At 65.2% G+C, this 14225-nt stretch carries 17 protein-coding genes and 1 pseudogene; 9 read left to right on the forward strand and 9 right to left on the reverse strand.

Annotated features, from left to right (window positions below; genetic code table 11):
- Nucleotides 1–46 precede the first annotated feature (46 nt).
- Complete coding sequence (locus tag NV2_RS17385; RefSeq protein ID WP_067875100.1) at nt 47–670, reverse strand: TetR/AcrR family transcriptional regulator; 624 nt, start codon at nt 668–670, stop codon at nt 47–49.
- A gap of 114 nt (nt 671–784) precedes the next feature.
- On the opposite strand from NV2_RS17385, the gene NV2_RS17390 reads away from it, so the two are divergent.
- The 3 genes and pseudogenes from NV2_RS17390 (at nt 785) to NV2_RS32980 (ending at nt 2552) form a co-directional block, all read left to right on the forward strand.
- Nucleotides 785–1006, forward strand: coding sequence for a hypothetical protein (locus tag NV2_RS17390; RefSeq protein WP_067875103.1), 222 nt, complete (start codon nt 785–787; stop codon nt 1004–1006).
- A gap of 281 nt (nt 1007–1287) precedes the next feature.
- Nucleotides 1288–1671 (forward strand): annotated as a pseudogene (locus NV2_RS32975) (carboxylesterase family protein); the annotation flags it as partial.
- A gap of 134 nt (nt 1672–1805) precedes the next feature.
- Nucleotides 1806–2552: a carboxylesterase family protein gene (locus NV2_RS32980; RefSeq protein WP_067875105.1), complete on the forward strand. Its 747-nt coding sequence runs from the start codon at nt 1806–1808 to the stop codon at nt 2550–2552.
- Nucleotides 2553–2597: 45 nt separating this feature from the next.
- Here the strand turns inward: NV2_RS32980 and NV2_RS17400 are convergent, their stop codons facing one another.
- The 6 genes from NV2_RS17400 to NV2_RS17425 all read right to left on the reverse strand — a co-directional run bounded on the left by NV2_RS17400 (nt 2598) and on the right by NV2_RS17425 (nt 8086).
- Entirely contained in the window at nt 2598–3434 is an 837-nt protein-coding gene (locus NV2_RS17400) for a class I SAM-dependent methyltransferase (RefSeq protein ID WP_067875107.1), read from the reverse strand.
- Between the two features lie 120 nt (nt 3435–3554).
- On the reverse strand, nt 3555–4196 hold the full coding sequence (locus tag NV2_RS17405) for a TetR/AcrR family transcriptional regulator C-terminal domain-containing protein (protein ID WP_157102954.1): 642 nt from the start codon (nt 4194–4196) through the stop codon (nt 3555–3557).
- Nucleotides 4193–5098, reverse strand: a complete 906-nt coding sequence (locus NV2_RS17410) for an alpha/beta fold hydrolase (protein ID WP_168436171.1) — start codon at nt 5096–5098, stop codon at nt 4193–4195. The genes NV2_RS17405 and NV2_RS17410 overlap by 4 nt, the downstream gene beginning before the upstream one ends.
- Before the next feature lie 275 nt (nt 5099–5373).
- Nucleotides 5374–6558: an NAD(P)/FAD-dependent oxidoreductase gene (locus NV2_RS17415; RefSeq protein ID WP_067875115.1), complete on the reverse strand. Its 1185-nt coding sequence runs from the start codon at nt 6556–6558 to the stop codon at nt 5374–5376.
- Between the two features lie 80 nt (nt 6559–6638).
- Nucleotides 6639–7598, reverse strand: coding sequence for an RNA polymerase sigma factor SigJ (sigJ, locus tag NV2_RS17420; RefSeq protein WP_210749626.1), 960 nt, complete (start codon nt 7596–7598; stop codon nt 6639–6641).
- A 77-nt stretch (nt 7599–7675) separates the two neighbouring features.
- The gene (locus NV2_RS17425) at nt 7676–8086 is read right to left on the reverse strand and encodes a winged helix-turn-helix transcriptional regulator (protein ID WP_067875118.1); all 411 of its coding nucleotides are present in this window, start codon (nt 8084–8086) and stop codon (nt 7676–7678) included.
- Between the two features lie 67 nt (nt 8087–8153).
- Between NV2_RS17425 and NV2_RS17430 the strand changes: the two genes are divergently transcribed.
- The 3 genes from NV2_RS17430 (at nt 8154) to NV2_RS32285 (ending at nt 11666) form a co-directional block, all read left to right on the forward strand.
- The gene (locus tag NV2_RS17430) at nt 8154–9047 is read left to right on the forward strand and encodes an NADP-dependent oxidoreductase (RefSeq protein WP_067875121.1); all 894 of its coding nucleotides are present in this window, start codon (nt 8154–8156) and stop codon (nt 9045–9047) included.
- A gap of 112 nt (nt 9048–9159) precedes the next feature.
- The gene (locus tag NV2_RS17435; RefSeq protein WP_067875124.1) at nt 9160–10704 is read left to right on the forward strand and encodes an ArnT family glycosyltransferase; all 1545 of its coding nucleotides are present in this window, start codon (nt 9160–9162) and stop codon (nt 10702–10704) included.
- An 83-nt stretch (nt 10705–10787) separates the two neighbouring features.
- Nucleotides 10788–11666 carry a GNAT family N-acetyltransferase gene (locus NV2_RS32285; protein WP_245662649.1) on the forward strand — a complete coding sequence of 293 codons (879 nt, stop codon included), beginning with the start codon at nt 10788–10790 and terminating at the stop codon, nt 11664–11666.
- 142 nt (nt 11667–11808) lie between these two features.
- Here NV2_RS32285 and NV2_RS17445 read toward each other — a convergent pair whose 3' ends face one another.
- The gene (locus NV2_RS17445) at nt 11809–12138 is read right to left on the reverse strand and encodes a hypothetical protein (protein ID WP_067875126.1); all 330 of its coding nucleotides are present in this window, start codon (nt 12136–12138) and stop codon (nt 11809–11811) included.
- Between the two features lie 89 nt (nt 12139–12227).
- On the opposite strand from NV2_RS17445, the gene NV2_RS30905 reads away from it, so the two are divergent.
- Nucleotides 12228–12740, forward strand: a complete 513-nt coding sequence (locus NV2_RS30905) for a GNAT family N-acetyltransferase (RefSeq protein WP_157102955.1) — start codon at nt 12228–12230, stop codon at nt 12738–12740.
- Nucleotides 12741–12838: 98 nt separating this feature from the next.
- Here NV2_RS30905 and NV2_RS33055 read toward each other — a convergent pair whose 3' ends face one another.
- A complete protein-coding gene (locus tag NV2_RS33055; protein ID WP_245662650.1) occupies nt 12839–13006 on the reverse strand; it encodes a VOC family protein in 168 nt (55 codons plus the stop codon).
- 342 nt (nt 13007–13348) lie between these two features.
- Here NV2_RS33055 and NV2_RS17460 point away from each other — a divergent pair, with 342 nt between their 5' ends.
- Both NV2_RS17460 and NV2_RS17465 read left to right on the forward strand, forming a co-directional pair.
- A complete protein-coding gene (locus tag NV2_RS17460) occupies nt 13349–13873 on the forward strand; it encodes a helix-turn-helix domain-containing protein (protein ID WP_067875452.1) in 525 nt (174 codons plus the stop codon).
- Nucleotides 13874–13887: 14 nt separating this feature from the next.
- Complete coding sequence (locus NV2_RS17465; protein WP_067875131.1) at nt 13888–14208, forward strand: VapC50 family PIN domain-containing toxin; 321 nt, start codon at nt 13888–13890, stop codon at nt 14206–14208.
- The last annotated feature ends 17 nt before the right edge of the window (nt 14209–14225 follow it).

A 14225-nucleotide genomic window follows, 5' to 3' on the forward strand; every position in this document is an offset into this window, starting at 1 on the left:
CCGAATCCGTCCTACCGATCAATGGGATTTCGGTTCCTGTGCCGGATCAGATATCTGCCTCGGCACGAGTGTCGTTGATGAAGATGCGGTCCAATTGCATATCGATCAGTGCGACAGCGCGCTCTGTGGACAGCTGCTCGAGCAGAACCCGAGTCTGCAGACCTTCCGTGCCGGCCAAGAGGAACATCGCTTCATCGGTCGGGTCGGCTTCGTTTCGGACCTGACCGAGCCTCTGCCCTTCAGTGATCAGCTCGGCGACCAGGTCGGCCAGTGCGGGCGGCGCATCCCGGGCCACCGAGGTGAGGGTGGGCTCGGTGAGAAAGCGGATGAAATACGCCGCGTACACGATGTGGCGGTTACGGCGTTCCTCATCGAGCGGCAGCATTTCATGGAGGACACCCCGGACGACCGCGCGCATGCCGGGGGACTCACCGAGGGCCGCCATGCGTTGTTTGGCTTGCTGTTCGGCCTCGTTGTTGAGGATTTCCAACGCGCCGAGCAGCAGCTGATCGCGAGTGCCGAAGTAGTACTGCAGAAGTCGTGCCGAGACTCCGGCCTCCGCGGCGACCAGGCGCAGCGTGACCTGCTCCAGCCCACCGCGTCCGGCCAGCCGCCACACCGCTTCCGCGATCTGGTGGCGGCGCAAATCGTGGTCGACCTGCCGAGGCATGAGCCCTCTCCTTTCGCCAGGTCAGTTTATGGTGCGATCGTATCAACAACCTGTTATGGTTCGATCGAACCATAACGGCGAAGTGCTCCCCGGGAGCGATGGGAGAAGGCAGCAGTGCGTCACACAATCACCCTGGTCCTGGGAATGATCCTGCTGGTGCTCGGCGTGCAGAGTGCCATCCGGCTGCTCGCCGACCACCAGAACGGTGGCTTGCTCGGCGGGCTCCCGGGCGGGTTTCCGGTCCTGCTGACCTGCTACGTCGTCATGGGAGCCGCAGGCGCGGCCCTGGCCGGGTGGGGCAGTCGCGGCGCCAAACGAACCGAGCGCGGTAAGTGAGCCGCCGTCGAGCCCTGGCCGCCTACATACTTGTTGCGCTACTCGGGCTGATCGCGTGTACATCGCCGGTCGATGACCCGAGTGACGCCGTCGTCGCCACCGAGTCCGGGAAGGTCCGCGGTACCGGTGGTGATCGTGTGCACCAGTTCCGGGGGATCCCCTACGCGGCCGCGCCGATCGGCGAGAAACGTTGGGCTGCACCGCAACCTGCAACCGACTGGACCGGTGTGCGCGATGCGACGAACTCCGGGCCGGCTTGCATGCAACCGGAAGCGCCCGATATGCCATCCGGGGTGCCGCAGAGCGAGGACTGTTTGACCCTCGACGTGACCGTTCCCGCGGGACCCGGTAAGAATCGTCCGGTCCTGGTGTGGCTTCCGGGTGGTGGCTTCATCACCGGCGCGGGCTCGATCTACGATCCGACACGTCTGGCGCAGTCCGGCGACGTCGTGGTGGTCACCGTCAACTATCGGCTGGGTGTGTACGGCTTCTTCAGCCACCCAGCACTTGGCGACAGCAACTTCGGGCTCCAAGATCAAGTGGCGGCGCTGCGCTGGGTTCGAGCCAATATCGCCCACTTCGGCGGGGATCCGAATCTGGTAACCCTGGCTGGAGCCTCGGCCGGTGCGATGAGCGCCTGCACCCTCATGACAGCGCCGGAAGCTCGAAACCTCTCCACCGCGCGATCATTCAGAGCGGTTCATGCCGAACCAACCATCCGGCCGGGGCTCTCGGGGAAGGTATCGGCGCAATCGCGACCTGGCAGCCGCTCACCACCATCCAGGGCGCCGGCCAGGCTTTGGCCGAGCAGTTGTCCTGCACCGACATCGCGTGCCTGCGTGCGTTACCCGCCGAGACGCTGCTTCCCTACACCGCCATGTTTCCGCTTGTCGCGTACGGAACGCCGCTCGTCCCAGTAGAACCCAGCAGTGCTTTCGCCGCCCGGCAGCAATCCGACATCGCACTGCTGCAAGGCAATACGCTCGACGAACACGCCGAGTTCACGGTGGCGGCCTTCCCTGAACCGATCACCGCCGACCGGTACTCGGCCATTCTGAGAACCGCGTTCGGCGACGCGGCCGATCTCGTCGAACAGCGGTACCCCGTAAACGCGTTCACCTCGCCGACCGCCGCGGCAAGCCGGGTGTTCAGCGACCGCGATTGGATCTGCGGTTCCTGGAGATCCGGCCGTGACCACGCCGAACGGGCCCCCACCTACGCCTACACCTTCACCGACCCCACCGCCCCGACCCCGGGCGGAAACCCGGTGCCCGCACTCCTGCAACCTGCGACCGTCCACGGATCAGAGACGTACTTCCTGTTCGACTTCCCCGACGGCCCCGCACTCACCACCGCTCAGGGCTCCCTGGCCGAACAACTCGTCGGCTACTGGACCCGATTCATCCGAACCGGCAACCCGAACGGCGACTCCGCGCCGACCTGGCCCCGACTCGACGCTTCAGATCTCGCCCTGTCGCTCGAGCCCGACGCAATCGAACCCTTCAACATGCGGACCACACACCACTGCGACCTCTGGGATAGGTAGGCCGCTGTCGCGCGGCACTCGAAAGCCGCTGTGCTCGCCTGGAACTCAGCCGGCCCGGCGCGCGACGATCGCGAAGTTCAACGGTATGCGTGGCAGGTCTGCGGGCAATGTCCAGCCACGCGGTTCGGGAACCAACGCCGGGAACGCCGGCCAATCCATGTAGGGAAGCTCGTGAACCGCCTCGATGCGCAGGCCTGCTTCCAGGAGCGCGGTGAGGACTTCACCGAGATCGTGGCGCCACTCGTAGTTCGTTGTCTGGCGAATCGCCACGTCGGTGTTCTCGGTGTACGTACCGTCGTCGTCATAGGTGCGGGTACCGCCACCGGAGAGGTAGTCATCGCTGATGGTCCACGGCTCGAACTCCATCGCCCCCAGTATCGGATGGTCGTCTCGGATCATGAAGACGCCACCGGGTGTGAGTAGATCGTGAATGGACTGCGCCCACCCCGACAATTCCGGCAGCCATACGATGGTCCCCGCGCTGGTGACAATAGTGTCGAACTGCTCGTCGATCAGGGAGGATGCGACCCGGGCATCGCCCTGCACCCAGGTGACTGCCTGACCGTCTCGTTCGGCGATCCGTTGGGCGTGGCGCAGCGAATTCGGCGACAGATCCAATCCGGTGACCCGGACGGCGCCGAGTCGTGCCCATGACACGGTGTCGGTCCCGATGTGGCACTGCAGATGCAGCAGTGATCGACCGCTGACCCCCGAGGACGGCAGGTGTGGTTGCAGGACCGACAGATCGTTTCGGACCACCGACGAGATCAGTGACCGGTCCGCCAGGAAGCCCTCCACGTCATACATCTGTGACCGGGCATGGATGTCTGCGCGTTCGTCCCAGTTCTCCTGGTTACGGGCCAGTGCATCACCGTGATTCATCGAGCCGCCTTTCGTCCGCTCGGTGACTGCCGCCAATGCTGCATATAGCAAGGAGACCACTTGTGTGACCGCTCGGCATCACAATTTCGGTCCTTCTGGATATCGACGCGTAGCGGTTCGTCAGGGGTTTCCAGGGGCGAGATGGCGGCTGAATCCGTCGAGCATGGCGGTGAGGCCGAGGTCGAAATGGTCGGTGCCGGCGGTAGCGTCCGCTGCTGCCGCGAGTGGGGTGTGGTCGGGGGAGTCGGGTGCCGGTTTACGGCTGCGTCCGGTCACCACAGTCGCCCAGCCCATCACATGTCCGATCGTGTACTCGCGTAAGCAGCGGGTGAGCTGCAGGGCGACCGCCGGGGTGAATCCGGCCTCGCACAGCCGGTCGAGCATTCGGTCGCCGATCTCGATTGCTGCAGGCGCGCGGACCGGGCGGCTCGCGAACACCGGCACGGCGTGCGGGTGGCGCTGCAGGGTGACGCGCAGCCGGTCGGCATAGTCGCGCATCAGCTCCCGCCAATCGGCCTGCCAGGCAAGGTTGTCGAGGTCCATCTCGGCCGACAGCCGGACCGCGACCGCGTCGAAGAGGCCCTGCTGATCGGTGACATGCCGGTAGGCGGCCATCGGATCGGCACCGAGCGCGGCAGCAAGCTTGCGCATGGAGAATCCGTCGAGGCCGGTCTCATCGATCACCGACAGAGCTACTGCCGCAATGTAATCGCGGTTCAAGGCGGTTCTTACCGTGCGCTTCGGTGCCTTGTCCGCGCTCACGAGGTCAACTCCGCGAGCGTCTCCAGCAGCTGCTCTGCGAATTCACCGGGGTCGGTCTGAAAAGCGGTGTGCCCGCCAGGGAATTCGACGCATGTGGTGCCGAGCCGCGTAGCCAGCGTTTCAGCAGCGACGAAATACGGGCGGCCGGAGCTGTCGCGGCCGACGGCTGGCCGCCACCGCACCGGAGTCGTTCGTAGTGCGGTGAGGTCGGGCTGGTAGTCGAAACAGAAGCTGGGCAGTTCCCGCCGCAGCAGCAGATCGGTATTGCCGAGTATGCGCGTCATCGGCGACGGCGACCGCCCGGTGATCCGGTGCACGGTCCGCGCGACTGCCAGCGCCGCGGTGCTACCTCCTGCGAGTACCGCCTGCCCTGCCTGCGACCGCAGCGGCGCGGGCAGGTGCGGCGCGGTCATCACCCCGAATGCGGCGAACGCCCGCATCGGGCTTTTGTTCACAGCCAGCTGATGGATGCGCTCAATCTCCTGCCGCGCAGGACTATCGGCCGGCAACAACTGCACCAGCGGTGGTTCGTGCACGATCGCGGCCAGCACTCGCTCACTGTGCCGCGCGATCATCTCCAGGGCGATGATCGCCGCGCCACTGTTGCCGAACACCAACGCCCGGTCGATGCCGTAGGCATCAAGGATCGCCACGACATCGGCAGCCTGTGTGGCGACATCGATAGCGGTATCCGGTTCGGTGAATGCGCTGCGGGAATTGCCGCGCCGGTCGAATGTGATCACTCGGTAGCGGTCGGCCAGCAACCCGACCACCTGCTCGTACATCGCCACGTCACCGCCGCCCCCGGACACCAGCACCAACGCTGGGCCCGACCCGGTCGCCTCCGTGTACAACCGGACGCCGGTCGACTCGACCATCCGCACCGTTCGCTCTTCCGGCACCGGCACCTCCATCGCATCGTCTACAACGTAGATGAAGTCTACAACGTAGATTCGGCCGGCGCTCTGGAGTGAACGGGCTTCCATTTCGTGCACGACAATAAATAGTGGCATGCGCATGTAGTAATGGTATCGATGGTGGACTCACTGGTCGTCAACCGACCGCACACGCTAGCGCCTGGTGGATGAGCTGATCCGCTGCGGCGCAGCATGTTCGGGGCCGGCGCTCCCGTCGCCCTCGAGCTGGACGGATCTGCGCCGGCCCCGTACCCGCGAACTCAGACGGTCGTGACCGGTGCCGCATCGTTCACGATCAGGCGCCGCCGCAGACTCGGCAGCATCAGCGTCGGATGATTGACACCCCACGCGGTGGCCTTGCAGATCAGCTCCTTCCTGCGCGCTCCCTTGCGGCCGACGTCGACCTTCGCGGTCGGCTGATCCTCCTTCGTCACGTCCTGCACGATGGCATCGTGGCGGCCGAGGCTGATGCATTGGCTGTTGTAGCCGATCGGGGCGTCGGGAACCTCGCGTCCGGTCAGCCGGGCGGCGATGACATCACCGCCCAGCCAGGCCATCGGGGTCGCGGTGGCGCAGCCCATGCGCAGCGTCTTGCCACCCACGCCGGCGACGTGCGCGGCATCGCCGACGGCATACACGTCCGGGTGCGAGACCGAGCGCTGCGTGGCATCGACGACGATGCGCCCGGCATCGGAGACGGTGAGCGTGCTCGCCGCCGCGATCGGGTGCACCGCGAAACCTGCCGTCCAGACAGTCGTCGACGCCGGAATCGCTGTTCCCGAGCGGGTGGTGACCCCGGCCTCGGTGACCTGGGTGACGTCGGCGCCCTCGTGCACGGTGATGCCGAAACGCTCGAAAGCCCGGTGCAGGTGGGCCTGCGCCTTCTCGTCGAGCCAGTCGCCGACACCGCCGCGCGCCACGATGGCGACCTGCACATCCGGATGCGCCTCGGCGATCTCGGTCGCCGCTTCGATGCCGGTGAGTCCGCCGCCCACGATCAGCACGGTCTCACCCGCTGTCATCTCGTTCAGGCGCGCCCGCAACCGCAGCGCGGCCTGCTTGCTCGCCACATTGTGTGCGTGCTCGGTGACGCCGGGCACGCCGAAATCGGCGATGGTGCTGCCCAGCGCGTAGACCAGGGTGTCGTAGGCCAGCGTCTCGGTGCCGGTCTCGTCCCGCAGTTCGACGGTCTTGCGATCCGCGTCGACCGAATCGACCCATGCGATCCGCACCCGAACACCGGTGCCCGCGAAGATCTTCCGCAGCGGACGGACCGGCAGGTCCTGACCGGCGGCGAGCTGGTGCATGCGGATCCGTTCGACGAAATCGGGATCGGAATTGACCAGCGCGATCTCGATGTCGTCACGGTGCAGTCGCTTGGCCAGCCGGCCCGCGGTGACGGCTCCGGCATACCCGGCTCCGAGGACGACGATGCGATGTTTCATGGTGTGCTCCTGTCTCGGTGGGTTCGATACCTGAACCGGACAGGGCTGCGAATACTGACAGTCGTCGACTGTGACGTGCATCACCAAGGCTTGGGTAGTGGTGCTCCCGGTGCGACAGAGGCCCACTGACGGTTGGCGTAGGCCAGCTTGTCGGGATTGGCCTGACCGTGGATTGCGGCGATGCCGTCGGCCGTCGCCTGCAACACCACCATGCCGACCAGCCGATCCTCCGACACCAGCACCAGCGCGGGCATGCCGTTGGCAATGGTCGCGAACATGTCCGGCGTGCCCCCGAGCTTGTCCCACGAACTGTTCGAGGGCTTGATCGCCAGCCGCAGGAACCGCGCGACGCGTTCCGCACCGACAAGCGGCCGGTTCAGCGTCGTGATGAATGCGCCGCCGTCACCGATGATGGCCGCATCGTCGGTCAGCAGCGATACCAGAGTCTCGGTCTGCCCACTGACCGCTGCGGCCAGGAATTCCGCCACGATCCGCCGAGCAGCATCCTCGTCCACCTCGATACCCGCCCGTTCCCGCGCGAGATGCTGCTTGGCGCGACGGTAAACCTGCTGGCAGTTGGCCTCGGTGAGGTCGAGCAGATCGGCGATATCGCGATGCGAGTAGCCGAACGCCTCACGCAGCACGTACACCACACGCTCCTTACCGGTGAGCCGTTCCATCAGCGTGAGCATCGCGAACGACACCGACTCCCGCTGCTCCACGGTCTCGGCCGGCCCCAGCATCGACCCACCCGCCAGCACCGGCTCCGGCAGCCACTGCCCCACATAGGTCTCCCGCCGGGCGCGAGCCGAGGTCAGCTGGTTGAGGCACAGATTGGTGAGCACCTTCGTCAGCCACGCTTCCGGCGTCTCCACATACCCACGATCGGCGGCCTGCCAGCGCAGATACGTCTCCTGCACCGCATCCTCGGCATCACTGGCCGAACCCAGCAGCCGGTAGGCGATCGCCTCCAGCCGGGCCCTCGAGTCTTCGAACGGCTCGGCCTCCCGCGTGAGCAACATGCCGTTATCGTCGGCCATCCATGACGGGTGTGTCCATAGTCGGCCCGACGGCGCACGCGGATCTGCCGGAGCTCCCGGGGCGATGCTCGTGGTGGTCAGTCGGAGGCAGCTGCCTCACGTGCATCGAATTGCTGTCGCGCCGAGGTGATCTCATCGGCGTTGCGGGTAGCCCATTCGCCCAACGTGTGCGTGATCCGACCGAGATCGATGCCCATATCGGTGAGGGAATATTCGACCCGGGGTGGGATGGTGGGGTAGACCACGCGGCGCACCAGGCCGTGACGTTCGAGGTCGCGCAGCGTGCGAGTGAGCATCTTCTGGGTGATGCCGTCCAGACGCCGCCGCAGATCGTTGAACCGAACCGGGCCCTCGCTTTCCCGCAGCGTGCCCAGTACCAGAATGACCCATTTGTCGGCGAGTACGGCGAGGGTGTCGCGGGCCGGGCAGCGCGTGAGGTAGCTCTCCACCAGGCTCGGCGAACCACTCGTGACCTGCGGAGTATCCATGAGGTGCCTCGGTATCACGAAAGTGCCTACTGTTGTAGCGATACTAACCGGGCCGAAGATCGTCGCCATGAAAGCGATCAGTCAACGAGTGCTCGGCGGTCCGGAAGTACTGGAGATCGTCGAAGTCGACACACCACAGCCGGGGCCGGGGGAGGTGCTGATGCGCGTCGCCGCCACCTCGGTGAATGCCGCAGATTGGAAGTTACGCGCGGGTGTGGTGGATCGGCTAGGCCCACCTCCGTTCACGTTGGGGCTCGATGTGTCGGGAACTGTTGCGGCCGTCGGCCAGGGAACCACGGACTTCCGGCCCGGAGACGAGGTGTTCGGCATGGTGCGCAGCCGTTCCGGCGCCTATGCCGAATACGTTGTGGTGCCGGCCGATTCCTTGGCTGTGAAACCTGCATTCCTCGACCACGTGCATGCGGCGGCGCTCCCGACCGCGGGGCTGACGGCCTGGCAAGCGTTGCGCGAGCTGCAACCCGGGCAGCGGGTGCTCGTGCATGCGGCGGCCGGCGGCGTCGGACACTTGGCGGTGCAGATCGCCAAAGCCCGCGGAGCGTTCGTGATCGGTACCGCCCGCAGCGCCAACCACGATTTTCTTCGCGAACTCGGCGCCGACGAGGTGATCGACTACACGACGACCGACTTCACCACGGCAGCAATCGAAATCGACGTCGTCCTGGACCTGGTGGGCGGCGAATACGGCCCTCGCTCTCTGACAATTCTGCGGCCCGACGGCCGGCTCATCGATACCCAACGCGACGACCCATTGGACGACCCGCGTTTCTACCGGCACTTCGTCGCAGCCTCCGGAAGCGATCTGGCCGAGTTCACCGACCTCGTCGCACACGGAAAGCTACGCGCCGAGGTAGCGCAGGTCATGCCACTGGCAGATGCCGCCAGGGCGCACCAACTCAGCGAATCCGGTCGAGTCCGCGGCAAGCTCGTGCTCACCCCGTGAGGTGCGACGCCTCGCCCGGCTCGTCGTTCTCGCGTACAAGGTCTGTCGTGGCCGTCACGGCTGAGGAACTCACAGACCACCGAAAACCAGCCCGCCGGTCGATAATCGAGAGGTGAGTGACATCAGCACACCGGAGGTAGCCTCGCGGGGCCGTTATCGCAGCGCCTGTGCCGAGATCTGGCCGCTGATAGCGCTTGCGGCAGCGATTTTCGGAGTGCTGATGGTGTGCTCGCATCGATACGGCTTCCATCGCGACGAGTTCTACATCCGGGAATCCGGGCGCCATCTGGCATGGGGATATCCGGATCACCCGCCGCTGAGTCCACTACTGGCGCGGATCGCCGACGAGATCGCACCGGATTCCCTGGTAGCACTGCGTATTCCGGCGATGTTGGCGGCTGCCGTCACGATCCTGTTGGTCGGTCTCATCGCCCGCGAATTCGGCGGTGACCGGCGCGCACAATTGCTCGCCTCGGCAATCGCGGGAAGCTCCATCCTGGTCCTGGCCTCCGGCCATATCCTGTCCACCGCGACACTCGATGTCGCGTTCGCCACCGCACTGGTGTTCCTCGTCGCCCGCCTGATGCGAACCGGTGATCAGCGGCTATGGGCGGTCGCCGGGATCGTGCTCGGTCTCGGCCTGCTCAACCGGGTGTTCCTCGCCGTCTACGCCGCGATGATGCTCGCCGCGCTCATCTCCACCGGCCCGCGAGAAGTGCTGCGCGGCAAATGGTTGCCGATCGGGGTGGTGCTGGCCGTGGTGATCGCGGCACCGACGATCGTCTGGCAGGCCCGCAACGGGTGGCCGCAGTGGCAGATGGCAACCGAGATCAGTGCCGACAACAGCCGATGGGAACTGCTGGCCTTCCAGCTCGTCATCATCGGCCCGCTACTGCTGCCGGTGTGGCTGGCGGGCCTGTGGTGGCTGCTGAAACGCGATGTGCGCTGCTTCGGTGTCGCTTTTCTCGCCCTCCTGGGACTACTGCTGATCACCAGCGGTCAGCAGCATTATCTGGTCGCCGCCTACCCGCCGGTGCTGGCTGCGGCCGGTATCGCCGCCTCACAATGGCTCGCCGGCAGCGCCCGTAGGTTCCGGGCGATCGCGTTGTCCACGGTGCTCGCCGTTTCCGCCGCGATCGCAGCGGTGTTCGCACTGCCGGTCCTGCCGGTATCGATGCTCGCCAACACCCCCGTGGTCGACGTGAACGGGGAGCTCGGTGAACAGATCGGCTGGCCGGAGATGGGGCGCACGGTCGCCGAGATCGTCGATCGACTACCAGCTACCGAAACCGTTGTGGTGGCCGACAATTACGGCCAGGCCGGGGCGATAGCGCAGTTCGGCCCCGACTTCTCCACCCGGACCATGCCCTTCCCGCCCGTCTACAGCGGCCATCAGGCCTACGCCTGGTGGGGCCCGCCTCCCGAGCGGTACACGACCGCTGTCGTCATGGGGACCGACGCACCCTCGAGGGTGCCGGCCTGGGCCGAACAAGCCTGCGGCCGGCTCACCGAGGTCACTGCCGTGCACAACGACCACGGAATCGACAACCAGGAGAACGGCACCCGAGTATTCCTCTGCCAGAACCTGACAGCCTCGTGGACGGACCTGTGGCCGACGATTCGCCGCATCGGCCCCGCCGATCTCCCGGAATCCTGACACCGGCACCGAAATCAGCGAGCGAAGGCACCTTGCGGCGACCGAACTCGCACATTCTGCGGGGGCTAGGGCATGGATCGAAAGTGCTGGTCTTCGGCGAGTCGCTACCTAAAATGGCGTGCGATCTTCGCGCAGTCGTGGTGGGATCAACCGTCGTGAATGATTTCGCCCCCGACGAAGCCGAATTGCAGGACAGGATGGAACGGAACCTGGCGGAACACGCCTGTCATCTGCACCGGAGTATGTCTGGCGCGACCGTCACAGAGGCTGGTGACCTCCTGGTCGCGGACAGCGGCCTGGACGACGACACATTCAACATCGTTGCCGCGGCCCGCTTCACCGCCACCGACGTCACTGCCCGCATTACCGAGACCGCGGAGTTGCTTGCCGGTACCGGCCGTCCTTTCTCCTGGTGGGTGGGGCCCGCCTCGACACCGGCGGACCTCTCCGACCGCCTGACAGCGGCCGGTCTGCCGGTATCCGAACACGAGACGGCGATGTGGGCCGAACTGGACGACACCCCGTCACCTTCCGTCACCCCGGGACTGGACATCCGGATCGTGACCACACCCGAACAGCTCGCCCACTACGCCACAGTCCTCGCCGCGAACTGGAACCCGCCCTCCGAAACCGTCCGACGCTTCTTCACCCAGGCCGCTTCGCAAGCACTGGCGGCGACCTGCCCGGCCCGGTACCTGGTGGGCTACGTGGAGGACCGCCCCGTCTGCTCCGCAGAAGTGTTCCACCACGCCGGAGTCGCCGGCATCTACAACATCTCCACCCTCACCGACCACCGCCGGCGCGGCTATGGCGGCGCCATCACGCTCGCGGCCCTGCGCACGGCCCGCGAGCGAGACCACCGCATCGCGGTCCTCCAGGCGTCGGCCGACGGCGAGCCCGTCTACCGCCGCCTGGGCTTCCGCGCCTGCGGCCAGTTCGCCGAACATGCCGTCAACCCCTGAACCGCCAAGCCTCCGGGCTGCCCGTCCACCATCCTTGAACGGACCGCCACAACCACTCGTTGACGGCCGCTAAAAGAATGTCCGCGACATCGCACGGCCGTCAAACCCTTTTCGTGTCTGCTACTCCTTCAGCAGAAATGGATCAGGGCAGTACCTGTGGAACCACATCCGGGTTCGCAACGCCAACCAATGCGCCGATCAGCCCACCGAGAATCGGGCCCCCGGAACCGGTGGCGGACCCCACGGCCGAGCCGATCCCCGCACCGAGTGCCGCACCATTGAGGACCGGATCCGAGTATTGGGCATCAGGATTGGTCGCAACATCTTCCGGCTGCAGCGGAATCCCCTGCGAAACAGGAGCCACCTGCGCCGCAGGGCCAGCGGCCGCGGACGCCCCGCCTGCGAACACAGCCGCAGCAGTCAGCGGCAATGCGGCGACAACGAGAGTTTTGACGAGGGAATTGCGAAGCATTACATACCTTCCGGTTTACCCGACCCAGAGCTCAGAACATTACCGCCGAATTCCGGATACCCCATTCATGGGAATGCGAAGCTGAGACGATGCTCGATATTGCCCGCGCCCAGGCTTGCGACATCGATCGGATCATCGAACTTCGTCACAACGTCGAAGAGTGGCTCGCGAGCCGCCAGATCGTGCAGTGGACACCACGCGAGATCCCCGACTCTGTGTTTTGTGACCAGGTCGCGGCCGGCGAATACTACGTCGCTCGCCTCGAAGGATTGCCCGGAATTGTGGGCGCATGCCGGTTGCTCTGGGCTGATCGTGCACTGTGGCAGGACGAGGCTTTCGCTGGGTACGTTCATGGGCTGGTTGTTGATCGAGCGCACGCGGGCACAGGGATCGGCGGTGCACTACTCGACTGGGCGGGTCGTACTGCCCGCGCAGCGGGTGCCGATCGGTTGAGGTTGGATTGCGTCGATACCAACACCGCATTGTGTGCGTACTACCGTGCTGCCGGATTCATTCAGGTTGGCCATCGCAGCATTGGCGCCTCTCGTGGCGTTGCGCTATTTCAGCGGACACTCACCGAGCCACTGATCTGCGATCGGTAAGGAGAGAGACGCCAGGGAGTAGCTCTCGCTGAACCTGCGGTCCGTCAATCGAGAGCCGACCTGTTCCGCTGCAACGCAGTACTTTCGAACGCGCGGTCTTACTTCGCCGGCCTGCTTGGGACGGTGAGGCAGAAAGGGTGCCCCGACGGGTCGATCAGAACCCGCCAACGGTCGGGTGCCGATTGGAATTCGGCTTTGCTTGCGCCGCAGTCGATTGCCGCTCTCTCGGCTATGTCGAGATCGTCGACGAAGAGATCGAGATGCATTTGCTTGGGGATCTGGTCGCCGGGGGTGTGTGGTTCGCCACGAGTTCGATCGTCAACATCACACCACCGCCCCGGAGAACGACCAGCTCGTCGGATTCGTACTGAACTTCGAATTCCAGCAACGCTCGATAGAACTGTCCGAGGTGGTGCGGGTCCCGGCTGTCGAGAGAAATAGCACCGAATCTGGCTATCGCGGTCATGACGCCCCCGTACTCGTGGCCCCAATGGTACGCCGGGGCAGGTCCCACGTGGCCGGCTCTCGACTTCGAACAGTCGCACGTGCGATACTAGCGAAAGATTCGAAAGTCACTTTCGGAAGTTTCGAATAGTGTGGAGGTGAAGATGGCAACTGTGGTCGAAGAGCGGACTTTCGTGCCTGAACAGGAGCATGAGCAGGAGCTTTCGTCGCTGCTGGACTTCATGGCCAGGCACGTGACAGGACAGGAACGTCCGCTGCGATACGCGCTGGTCGGAGCCAGTGAAGCCGACCGGATCGAGTTGCCGCGCGAGGTACATGAGGCGTTGGTGCAAGTGGTGGCGGCGATGCAGGCGGGTAAGGCGGTGACGGTGGCGCCGCGCAGTATGACGCTGACTTCGCAGCAGGCTGCCGACCTGCTCGGCGTGAGCCGCCCGACAGTCATCAAGTTGATCGAACGGGGTGAATTGTCCGCCGAGCGGGTCGGTTCTCGCCATCGACTGAAGCTGGACGATGTCTTGTCCTATCAGGAGGCGCGCAAGATCCGCCAGTACGACGCCATCGCGGCGACCTCGGTCGATATCGACCCCGAAGAAGACCCGGCGGTGGTACGGGATCGGCTGAAGCGTGCGCGTCGCGAGATTGCGGCACGGCGGCGGCCGCGAACCTGAAACATTCAGCCACCGTGTTCGCAGCCGTCCTCGATACCTGTGTCCTCTACCCGAGTGTGCAACGCGACTTCCTGCTGTCGCTGGCGGGGGCGATCGTCACCGACAACGTGAAGGACTTCCCGACCGGTAAGGTTCCTGACCACATCCAGATCATCAGGCCCGCAGTATTTTCGGCGAACACCGTTTGCACTTCTCCGGAAGGTGCCTTGCGCGCGCTGCAGCAGATGAGCAAGCGTCGACGGAACCCACCACAGAGTGTGGACGATCTGCTGGAGATTCTCGAAAATCGTTATGGCATGGTGGAAACCGTCGACCTAATTGTCGCTGTGCGGTGATCGATGGCGGCGGTGAC

This window comes from Nocardia vermiculata NBRC 100427 (assembly GCF_001613265.1).
Classification (GTDB): domain Bacteria; phylum Actinomycetota; class Actinomycetes; order Mycobacteriales; family Mycobacteriaceae; genus Nocardia; species Nocardia vermiculata.

Excerpts from the sequence above, each read along its gene's own strand:
- NV2_RS17425 (WP_067875118.1), bottom strand. The coding sequence starts at position 8,086 with ATGGATACTCCGCAGGTCACGAGTGGTTCGCCGAGCCTGGTGGAGAGC.
- NV2_RS33055 (WP_245662650.1), bottom strand. The coding sequence starts at position 13,006 with ATGCATCTCGATCTCTTCGTCGACGATCTCGACATAGCCGAGAGAGCG.
- NV2_RS17385 (WP_067875100.1), bottom strand. The coding sequence starts at position 670 with ATGCCTCGGCAGGTCGACCACGATTTGCGCCGCCACCAGATCGCGGAA.
- NV2_RS17445 (WP_067875126.1), bottom strand. The coding sequence starts at position 12,138 with ATGCTTCGCAATTCCCTCGTCAAAACTCTCGTTGTCGCCGCATTGCCG.
- NV2_RS17430 (WP_067875121.1), top strand. The coding sequence starts at position 8,154 with ATGAAAGCGATCAGTCAACGAGTGCTCGGCGGTCCGGAAGTACTGGAG.
- NV2_RS17415 (WP_067875115.1), bottom strand. The coding sequence starts at position 6,558 with ATGAAACATCGCATCGTCGTCCTCGGAGCCGGGTATGCCGGAGCCGTC.
- sigJ (WP_210749626.1), bottom strand. The coding sequence starts at position 7,598 with ATGGCCGACGATAACGGCATGTTGCTCACGCGGGAGGCCGAGCCGTTC.
- NV2_RS17400 (WP_067875107.1), bottom strand. The coding sequence starts at position 3,434 with ATGAATCACGGTGATGCACTGGCCCGTAACCAGGAGAACTGGGACGAA.
- NV2_RS30905 (WP_157102955.1), top strand. The coding sequence starts at position 12,228 with ATGCTCGATATTGCCCGCGCCCAGGCTTGCGACATCGATCGGATCATC.
- NV2_RS17460 (WP_067875452.1), top strand. The coding sequence starts at position 13,349 with ATGGCAACTGTGGTCGAAGAGCGGACTTTCGTGCCTGAACAGGAGCAT.